Raw genomic sequence first — 10920 nt, 5'->3', positions numbered from 1 at the left:
CAGAGAAGTTAAGCCCATGTGCGCAGATGGTACTGCGAAAGCGGGAGAGTATGTCGCCGCCTTCTTTAAACCCTTCACAGTGATGTGAGGGGTTTTTTTATGCCCGAAAGTGAAGGAAGTAGTGTTACAGGTTACAGGTTGCAGGTTTGCTCAGCAATATACCAAACCTGCAACCTGTAACTTGCAACCTGCAACCTGAAACCTGGAACCTCCCCACCACCACGATCTCTACAACTCTTAAACCCGATCCTGCGAAAGATTAAGCAGCGATTTATATTTAAGCAATAAACGGTGAAACTATTTTGTGTAAATTTGTAGTTCGCTTAATAATCAATCAATGGGCTTAGTCACTGCAAAAGAAGTTGCAAAGGCAATTCATGTGGATAAATACGGAATATTCGGAACCTTTATAGGTTGGATTCTCATGAAATTGCTTAAAATATCTACACTAAACAAAATCTACAACAGGAATAAACACCTGAATAATATAGAATTTCTGGATGCGATCCTCGACGAGTTCCAGATCCGTTTCGAAATTCCCGAAGAAGACATGAAAAGGCTTCCCAAAGAAGGGAGTTATATAACGATTTCCAATCATCCTTTGGGGGGAATAGATGGTATACTGCTACTGAAATTGCTTCTGGGAGAACGTCCCGACTATAAGATCATAGCTAATTTTCTGCTGCATCGCATCGAACCCTTAGGGCCATATATCATGCCGGTAAACCCGTTTGAAGAACGCAAGGATGTTAAATCGAGCGTGGCCGGGTTTAAGCAATCCATTCGGCATTTAAAAGAAGGCCATCCCCTGGGCATATTCCCGGCTGGCGAAGTATCTACTTACAGGGATGGAAAATTAATTGTGGACAAGCCCTGGGAGGAAGCAGCGATGAAGCTGATAAAAAAGGCGGAAGTGCCGGTGGTCCCCGTTTATTTTCATGCCAAGAACAGTCGTTTCTTCTACAGGCTGGCCAAAATAAGCGATACACTGCGCACGGCTAAGCTACCTTCTGAGTTGCTTACACAAAAGAACAGGGTGATCCGGGTGCGGATAGGAAGGCCTATCTCTGTAGATACACAACGGGAATTTGATACCCTCGATACATTTACGGAATTTTTGCGCAAAAAAACCTATATGCTGGCCAATCCGTATCAGAAAGAAAGCCTGCTGCGCAAAGTCCCTTCATCATTAAGACTTCCGAAAGTCCCTAAAAAGATCATTACCCCTGTGGCGGCAGAACTCATGGAAAAGGAGATCGATCAACTCAGGGAAGATGACAGCAGATTGCTGAAAAGCAAGAACTATGAAGTCTTTCTGGCCTCATCGGGCAAAATACCCCATGTGTTACAGGAAATGGGAAGACTCAGAGAAATTACCTTCAGGGAAATTGGAGAAGGGACAAACCAGGCTGTGGACCTCGATTATTTTGATACCTATTATCACCATATGTTTTTATGGGATAATGCAGAAAAAAAGATCGTCGGAGCATACCGGATGGGACTGGGATCCGAGATTTTCGCCGAATACGGTATAGACGGATTTTACCTGCAGGACCTTTTCCGTTTTGAACCGGAATTGTATAAGATGATGAGCGAGTCCATAGAAATGGGCCGGGCATTCATCATTAAGGAATACCAGCAAAAACCCATGCCGCTTTTCCTACTGTGGAAAGGCATAGTGCATACTACCCTGAGATACCCGGAGCACAAATACCTCATAGGAGGGGTGAGCATCAGCAACCAGTTTTCCAACTTTTCCAAGTCACTGATGATCGAGTTTATGAAATCCAATTACTACGATCCGTATGTGGCGCAGTATATCAAGCCCAAAAAGGAATTTAAGGTGAAGCTGAAGGATGCCGACAAGGATTTTGTGTTTGACGAGACCGAGGCCGACCTGAACAAGTTCGATCGCATTATTGACGAAGTGGAACCGGGGAACCTGCGCTTGCCCGTACTCATAAAAAAGTACATCAAGCAAAACGCTAAAGTAGTGGCCTTTAATGTAGACCCCCTTTTCAATAATTCCGTAGACGGATTAATGTATATCCGCATAGCAGACCTTCCCGAAAGCACGGTAAAGCCTGTCATGGAAGAATTTCAGGAAGAACTGGAACGCAAGTTTATGGATAACAATGACAGCAAATAATACTTTCCCGATAATCATTACAAGTAATCACTTTGTGTTTTCGGTATAATAAAACGATAAACAGTGTCTCCCGTTTCTATACTGATCTTCATTTTAATGCTGCTTATTACATCCGCTATAATAGTTGTTGCGGGGGTAAAAGCATGCAGGCCGTCCGCAAAATGGACTGAAATCGGTTTTATTGTTATTTATGTGTTTACGATGTGTTTATTTGCCGTGGGCATGTCTGCCCATAGCCATCCGTATCACGAAGCTATCGATCCCGTAGGTGGTGCATGTTACAGCCCGTTTGGAGAAGAGCAGTACCCTGCCTTGTTGTTTTATGCCTTGCTTTTTTACGCTGCGGTTTTTCTTTTATGGAGGAAGGGAAATAAACTACCGCCTTTAACCGCGGTTTTGTCTGCCGTATTTGTGTTTATCGGTATAGTGCTGAGCCTGGTCCTTCTTGTCCAGTTATCGGGGCACAACATTGAAAGCCTGGGGATGTATGCCGGTGCCGACTCCGTTCTTTTGTACCCGCTTCCGGTATTTAACATGATTGCCGGAGGCTGTTTGCTGTATCGGTTTGTAACTGTCGAAATAAAAAGGTCGGTTCCGCGGTCATACAACAACCGTTATTTGAACACGGTCAATCAATACCTTTCGGAAAAGCTCAATAGGCCTGTCTGGGTACTGTTGCTACTGCTACCGGTTTTATTGATCTGCACATTGTTACTGATACTTTTCGGGCAGGATGCGGATGCCCTGGTTAAGGTCTTTACAGACACTGCCACGTGGAAGTTCTCTCAAAAAATGCATCCGCCGGTCCTGGACCATCGCGGACATTACCTGTGCACGGTGGCCGCCTGTGGGAGCCCAAAACTGGTTAAGCCGATACGTTTGGGCAGGAGAGGAGGGAATACGATTATCGTAAACCGGCAATTGCTTATAGCCAATGCTTTCGAAGAGTGGGTTTGTGATATTTCGCCGGCAGTACATCGCATCATCCGCCGGAATTATGACCGGTATGGATATAACCTTTCCATAAAAATCAATTCGCCTTTGGGGGCAAACCTGACCTATGTGCTGATGAAACCCCTGGAATGGCTGTTCCTTACCTGCCTGTATCTCTTTTGCCGGCAGCCCGAACGGAAAATCCGGAAACAATATAGGGCATAGCTTAAAAGCGAAGGTGCCTTCTAAAGAAATTCTTTACGAAGGACGGTAGATGAATGGACCCTACCGTTGATCCCTGTATTTTTAAAGGGACCGGTATCACTAGCGGATCTTTGTTTTCTAAGATAAGGATGATTCCGTTTTTGGTATTCTTTTTCATTTTGCTTTTTATCGTGAAATTTTGTTTAACTTTATGCCTCATTTAATGCAATTTGGCAGTGATCAATTCAAACTGTTGAAATATTTTTAATTTTTTGACTGGTTTATAATGATTTAGTTGCGTGTTCATCGCCATTATTATTGACCGTTTTTTGCCTTGGACGAATAAATGTTATATAAAATGTGTTCGTTAACACTTGATGAGTGATCTGCTCAGGTCGTTAACCTGGCGGTATCAGGATTTTTATTTAAAGGAAACTTATACCAATACCATTATGATAAGAAAAAACTACCACCTACTGTTGCTTCTGGGGCTTGCTTTGCTAACCGCCTGCAATCAACCCCGTCCGGAAAGATCCTGTGAGACCTATGCCGAAGCTGATGACCCGAATGTTTCAGATGCAGACTGGTCGGCCGTAAAGGGCCTGAACTTTTCATTCGGGACCACTGATAAACGCTATGCCAAATCGGATATACCCGATGTTGAGCCATCCGTAGACTGGAATGGCAGTGGCTGGCGCGGGGAGCGGGTATCGGCACAACTGGTATTGTGGTCGGACCAGCCTGTCGATCAGGTCGAATTTGAATTTTCACCCTTTAAATCGGCAGATGGTTCCACTTTGGATGCTTCCATAGGGCAGGCCAGGTTTGTGCGCTATGTGCTGACGGATATTTTTGCCGAGGGATGCGGTCACCGGAAACCGGAAGATTTCCCGGTGTCATTGTCTGCCGATGCATTAGATCATGTGGATTGTTTCGATATGGCGGCCAACACCACACAGCCCGTGTGGCTGAGTTTTGACATTCCTTCAGATGCCACCCCCGGGGTATATACCAGTACGTTAAACCTGTATGCACGGAATGAACCCGCTAGAGAATTAAAAATAAGCCTGGAGGTCATACCGCAAACGCTGCCGGCACCGAAAGACTGGGCATTCCACCTGGATATGTGGCAACACCCGTCTGCCATTGCACGTGTCCATAATGTGGAAGTCTGGTCCGAAGAACACTGGGAATTGATGAAAACCCCTATGAAAATGCTGGCAGATGCCGGACAAAAAGTGATCACTACCAACGTAAACAAGGACCCGTGGAACAACCAGACGTACGATCCTTATGAAGACATGATCACCTGGACAAAGAAAACAGACGGAACATGGGAATACGACTATACCATATTCGACCGCTGGGTCAATTTTATGATGGGTCTCGGGGTAGACAAACAGATCAACTGTTATTCATTGCTGCCGTGGAACCATGAAATTCACTATATGGACGGGGTTTCGGGCGAAATGGTCAATGTAAGTGCCAAACCGGGCACCGAAGTGTTTGCCGAACTCTGGACCCCATTCCTAAGGTCATTCCGTGACCATCTGGAGGCAAAAGGCTGGCTGGCCTTTACCAATATTGCCATGGACGAAAGATCGCCGGAAGAAATGAAAGAGGCATTGCAACTGCTGGAAACCGTGGTACCCGAGATGGGGGTAGCACTGGCAGACAATCACAAAAGCTACCGGGAATATCCCATGCTTAAGGATATTTGTGTGGCCTATGGAGCGTCTTTTGATGATAAAGACCTGAAATTCAGAAAGGAAAACGGGCTGATCAGCACTTATTATGTGTGCTGTTCTGACAAGTTTCCGAATATTTTTACATTTTCAGACCCGTCAGAAGCTGTATTCATGGGATGGTATGCCATGGCCGCCGGACTGGATGGCTACCTGCACTGGTCTTACAATTCCTGGACAGAAAATCCGCTTACGGACTCCCGTTTCCGTACATGGCCGGCCGGAGATACCTATGTCATCTATCCCGACGGCAGGAGCTCAATCCGGTTTGAACGTATAAAAGAAGGGATACAGGATGCCGAAAAGATCCGCATCTTACGCGAAAAGTTCACCGCAGCATCCGATACGGAAAAGCTGCGTAAACTCGAAGAAGAAATAGCCCGGTTTAATATCGAGGAAGCACCGGAAATACCCTGTGCGGAATTGGTGAACCATGGCAAACAGGTATTGGACGAACTGAGCAGGTAGATGAGGGGGAGAATATCCCGGGCTTGTAAACGTACCATTGAATTAAAAATGACATTACAGAAAAAAACAGGGGTTTCAATACTGTTCCTGGCCGTAATACTGGCATGCCGTTCAGGATTAAATAACCATCAGGGATCCAAACCGGTCTGGGAGGAGAATTTCGATCAGTTGAATTCCTTCGACACCACACGATGGTCAAAAATACCCCGGGGAGAATCGGACTGGAACCGGCATATGAGCGATTTTGACAGTTGCTATGCCATGCGTAACGGCAAACTTGTCCTCAGGGGAATAAATAATGCAACCGTTTCGAGCGACACCTCAAAATACCTTACCGGAGGTGTATATACAAAAGACAAGGTAAGTTTCGGATTCGGCCGGCTGGAAATACGTGCCAAGCTCAATAGTGCAACCGGTGCATGGCCGGCGTTCTGGTTACTGGGGCAGGGCAGGAAATACCCGGGTGGCGGAGAAATAGACATTATGGAACACCTTAACTATGACAGTATTGTTTATCAAACCGTACATTCCCACTACACCATTGACCTGAACATAAAAGACAACCCGAAACACGGTGGTACTGCACCGATAGACCCTGACGGATTCAATACCTATGCTGTTGAAAAATACAGGGACAGTGTGGTGTTTTTTGTGAATGATAAAAGAACATTTTCTTATCCGAGGATTAGTACCGATGAAGCAGAACAGTTCCCCTATGCCGACGGAGAACACTATTTATTGCTGGATATGCAACTGGGCGGTGAATGGGTCGGTGAGGTCGACCCCGCGGACCTGCCGGTGGAAATGGAGATCGACTGGGTAAGGTTTTATGCTTTTAAATAAAGACTAATCGGGTTATATTTTTAACATCTATATAGAAATCTCTGTGTCACCCTGTGCCTTCTTTGTGAGGGTCTGTGGTAAAATAAAGCCCATGACAATGGAACCCACAAAGGCCACTGAGTTTTTCACAAAGCGATACCTTGAGCCCTTCGGCAAGCTCAGGATAAACTAAAGTCGAAAGGTGCACAAAGTAGGGACTTTTTAAAATGCACCTCCCTTATATAACATGTATAGGGCTTGACTCGTTGATTATGATTTTTGTATGAACAGTATCTAACTTAAAGACTAAAACAGTAAAACCAGTGAAGATGATAATGCGCAAGCCATTATTGTTGATAGCGTTTGCAGGTACAGTATTTAACTGCATGGCTCAGCAAAATATAAAATACCGGAATACAATAGCCGTTAACCCCGGCGACAGCAAGGAATTAATTGTCGAAAAAGCGGCACATGTTATACCAACGGCCAGGCAATTAAGTGCGTTAAAGAATGAATTTATCGCATTTATCCATTTTGGCCCCAACACCTTTACCCGGATGGAATGGGGAAACGGTAAGGAAGACCCGAAGGTCTTTGACCTGAAGGAATTGCATACCGACCAATGGTGTAAAGCCATGAAGGCTGCCGGAATGAAAATGGTTATACTTACGGTAAAACACCATGACGGTTTTGTTTTATGGCAAAGTCGTTATACCAAACACGGCATTATGTCTACCGGATTTCAGAATGGCAGGGGAGATATATTAAAAGAACTCTCTGCTTCCTGTAAAAAGTACGGATTAAAGCTAGGCATCTATCTTTCTCCCGCAGACCTGTACCAGATCGAAAATGCCGATGGGTTATACGGAAACCTGAGTACATATACCAAACGTACGATTCCACGGGAGGTCCCCGGAAGGCCTTTTGCCAATAAGACCAAATTTGAGTTTCTGGTAGATGATTATAATGAATATTTTTTAAACCAGCTGTTTGAGTTGCTCACAGAATACGGACCGATACACGAGGTCTGGTTTGACGGGGCCCACCCCAAGAGAAAAGGCGGACAGAAATATAATTATAAAGCCTGGAAAAAACTCATTCATACCCTGGCACCCGAAGCGGTGATCTTTGGCCGGGAAGACATTCGCTGGTGTGGTAATGAATCGGGGAGCACACGTACATCCGAATGGAATGTTATTCCCTACCGGGAAAACCCGGACACTACCGATCATTTTCCGGATATGTATGCAGAAGATATGGGAAGCCGGGATCGTTTGTACGACGCAAAATTTTTACACTATCAGCAGGCAGAAACCAATACCTCTATCAGGGAAGGCTGGTTCTACCGGGACGATACGACGCAAAAAGTGAGGAGTACGGACGATGTATTCGATATCTATGAACGTTCGGTAGGTGGAAATTCAACATTTCTTTTAAATATTCCGCCGAATCGCGAAGGAAAGTTTTCGCCTGAGGATGTACGGGTACTGAACGAAGTGGGCAAACGTATCGGGGAAACCTACAATAACAATCTGTTTGAAAATTCATCTGCACCGGAGCAGGCCCTGGACAATGACCTGAATACTTTTGTGCTGTTAGACGGGAAAGACAGGGAGATCACGATCACTACGCCATCGCCTGTGACCCTGAATCGGCTGTTGATCCAGGAATCGGTCCATACGCACAGTGAACGCGTGGAGAAGCATGCTGTTGATGCCTGGATCAATAACCGCTGGAAAGAAATTGCATCGGCTACCAATATAGGTTACAAACGTATATTGCGTTTTCCGGAAGTAACGGCATCAAAATTCAGGTTGCGTATAGAGGCAGGCAGGCTCACCCCTTCAATTGCGACCATCGGGGCCTATTACTACAAAACCCGCCCGCCGCAATTACAGGTTTTCAGGACCGGCGACGGCAAGGTGACGATCCGGCCGCTGCAAGCCGATTTTAACTGGAAGCCCCATCAGGAAAACCTTGCCGAAAACCTTTATAAAAGCATCAATATCTATTATACGGCCGATGGTAGCAAGCCGACCGCTGACAGCAAAAAATATTCAGGGCCTTTTGAACTCTCCAAAGGAGAGGTGAAAGCAGTTGCCGTGATCAACAACGAGCATGGTTCCGTTACCTCGGAAACCCTGGGCATCGCAAAGGGTGACTGGAGGATAATAGAGACAGATAGTGAATCCGGCGAACATAAAGCAGGCATGGCCATTGACGAAAACAAACAAACATGGTGGCAATCGGAAGCGTCCGGTTCAAACCATTATATTGCTGTTGATCTGGGGAAAGCCTATCATCTGAATGCCTTTGCCTATACCCCTCAAAAACAAAATGACAGGGGAATGATGGCCCGGGGAACGATAGAAGTGAGCACCGATGGTAAAAACTGGAAAAATGCAGGAGATTTTGAATTCGGAAATTTGATAAACGACCCTACAACGCGTAAATACTTTTTCAATAGCCCCGCCCCGGCCAGATATGTACGGATAACCGGAACGGAAAGTGCAGGAAGTGACAATACCCTTGCCATTGGCGAACTGGATTTTTATGAGGAATAGGCGATCGGGTAAAAGATTGATAGAAGATTGAAAAAGATTGAAGTAGTTAAGATCAATCTCCTATCAATCTTTTTCAACTGTACAGATCCATTATTTCCGTTTATCAGATAAGTAACCATCGATGGCTTTTTTTACCGACCCGTATTTTCGTAGCAGTTGTTCGGCTTCCTTGTAGTTGATCTGTAATTCATCTACCAGAAAACGGGTTCCCCTGTCCACAAGTTTGGTGTTGCTCAACTGCATGTTTATCATCTTATTGCCCTGCACCCTGCCGATCCTGATCATCAGGGTGGTGGAGATCATATTCAGTATCAGTTTTTGAGAGGTGCCGCTTTTCATCCGCGTACTTCCGGTAACAAATTCCGGTCCCACATTCACTTCTATCGGGATATCGACTTCCCGGGAGAGGGGAGAGCCGGGATTGTTGGTAATGCAGGCGGTCAGTACTCCCCGGGACCTTGCTTCGCGCACTCCGCCGATCACATAGGGTGTTGTTCCGGAAGAAGCAATACCCAGCACACAATCGTTCTCCGAGATCTCATAGGCCATCAGGTCCTTCCAGGCCTGGGTTACATCGTCTTCCGCAAATTCAACGGCCTTTCTTATGGCTTTCTCCCCTCCTGCAATAAGGCCAACGATCTTGTCATAGGGCATACCATAGGTCGGTGGTATTTCGGATGCGTCCAGAATGCCCAGACGGCCGCTTGTACCGGCCCCTATGTAAAAAAGCCGTCCGCCCTTTTCTATACGGGGAACCAGTTGATCCACCAGATCGACTATTTGAGGAATGGCCCCTGCGACCATCTCCGGAACCTTCCGGTCCTCCTTATTGATATTTTTCAGAATGGTCGGGGTATCCATTTTTTCCAGATGGTCGTAATTCGAGCTTTCTTCGGTAATTTTCCTGTACGATGTCATTGTAATACTATAAAAGGTTAAGTTGATTTCTGTATTCGATCAGGGCCGGGTCATGGGGTTCCAGCTCGGTGATCATGGTGTCGAGCGTATTCAGATCACAGGTTTTATACCGGTGCTGTGAATTCAGTTTTTCGGAAATCGTGAGAAGGATCACCTTCCTGGAAGCCTTGATAACCGCTTTCTTTACCTGTTCACTCTCCCAGTCAGACCCGGTCAGGCCAAATTTGGCATCGGCATATCCGGTGCCTATAAAACCGTAATCAACCCTGATCTCGGAAAGGGCATGAACAGCATTGGCCCCAATGGTGATCTGTGACTCATGAGACAATAATCCACCGATAAGAATAACTTTCGAATTGTTTTTCCTTAATAATTCCATAGCTACCGGCAGGCTTAAGGTAAAATAGGTGATATTGAGCTTTGAAGGGATCATCCGGGCAAACTCCAGGCAGGTCGTACCCCCGTGAATAAGAATAGCATCTCCGTTCTTCAATAAGGCCACCGCTTTTTCAGCGATCTTATGCTTTTTGTCCAGGGCATATATATTCGTGTTTAAACGTGTGTAACTATTGAAACCCAAAGAAACGGCCCCGCCATGTACCTTCTTGAGTTTTTTTCCTTTATCCAGTTCTTTTACATCACGCCTTACCGTATCTATGGAGACATTTAATTTTTCCGACAGATCGATGAGTAACACCTTACTGTGGAGTTCCACTTCATTTAAGATCAATTGATGCCTTTCTTCTTTTAGCATAGATTCTGTTCTTGGTTAAATATATGCGTAATTGTCCGGACAAATATAATAAAACCTTTTAAACTGCATTTTTTTGCAGTTTTAATATTGTATTACGTTCTAAAAATAGCATTTTTCCGGAAAAAATACTGCATAAAACTGCAATAATTGGAATTTTTCTATATTTTTGTTTGCAACAACTTGCAAAAACTAACTGTATTTATCAAACAATGAAAGACAGTAAACATCGATTTAAAGTTAAACGATCGCACCCATCCCAATGGATGGCACTTCTTATGGGTATTGCCCTTCGAACGGAAAGCAGGGCTTGCTTTCCATAGGGCAGCACGGTATTGACAGAGGTCAAGTTTTTTGTACAACCTT

The 10920-nt window shown here is 45.2% G+C and carries 7 protein-coding genes; 5 read left to right on the top strand and 2 right to left on the bottom strand.

The features are described 5' to 3' along the window. Positions 1-337 precede the first annotated feature (337 nt). The 5 genes from KN811_RS18200 (at position 338) to KN811_RS18180 (ending at position 8885) form a co-directional block, all read left to right on the top strand. Positions 338-2149, top strand: coding sequence for a GNAT family N-acyltransferase (locus tag KN811_RS18200; protein WP_187967492.1), 1812 nt, complete (start codon positions 338-340; stop codon positions 2147-2149). A gap of 63 nt (positions 2150-2212) precedes the next feature. After that, positions 2213-3307, top strand: coding sequence for a DUF6688 domain-containing protein (locus KN811_RS18195; protein WP_345725306.1), 1095 nt, complete (start codon positions 2213-2215; stop codon positions 3305-3307). Between the two features lie 356 nt (positions 3308-3663). After that, a complete protein-coding gene (locus KN811_RS18190; RefSeq protein ID WP_216334937.1) occupies positions 3664-5499 on the top strand; it encodes a DUF4091 domain-containing protein in 1836 nt (611 codons plus the stop codon). Positions 5500-5547: 48 nt separating this feature from the next. Further along, positions 5548-6342: a glycoside hydrolase family 16 protein gene (locus KN811_RS18185; protein ID WP_187967491.1), complete on the top strand. Its 795-nt coding sequence runs from the start codon at positions 5548-5550 to the stop codon at positions 6340-6342. 314 nt (positions 6343-6656) lie between these two features. Next, positions 6657-8885, top strand: a complete 2229-nt coding sequence (locus KN811_RS18180) for an alpha-L-fucosidase (RefSeq protein ID WP_247716554.1) — start codon at positions 6657-6659, stop codon at positions 8883-8885. Between the two features lie 90 nt (positions 8886-8975). Here the strand turns inward: KN811_RS18180 and KN811_RS18175 are convergent, their stop codons facing one another. Both KN811_RS18175 and KN811_RS18170 read right to left on the bottom strand, forming a co-directional pair. Continuing rightward, entirely contained in the window at positions 8976-9803 is an 828-nt protein-coding gene (locus KN811_RS18175; protein ID WP_187967490.1) for an N-acetylmuramic acid 6-phosphate etherase, read from the bottom strand. Positions 9804-9810: 7 nt separating this feature from the next. Next, a complete protein-coding gene (locus tag KN811_RS18170; RefSeq protein WP_187967489.1) occupies positions 9811-10557 on the bottom strand; it encodes a DeoR/GlpR family DNA-binding transcription regulator in 747 nt (248 codons plus the stop codon). Between the last annotated feature and the right edge of the window lie 363 nt (positions 10558-10920).

The sequence above is a fragment of the Sinomicrobium weinanense genome, from assembly GCF_018863395.1.
GTDB lineage: Bacteria > Bacteroidota > Bacteroidia > Flavobacteriales > Flavobacteriaceae > Sinomicrobium > Sinomicrobium weinanense.
Note: the sequence above shows the minus strand (reverse complement) of the source record. Positions and strands in the feature narration are given on the sequence as shown.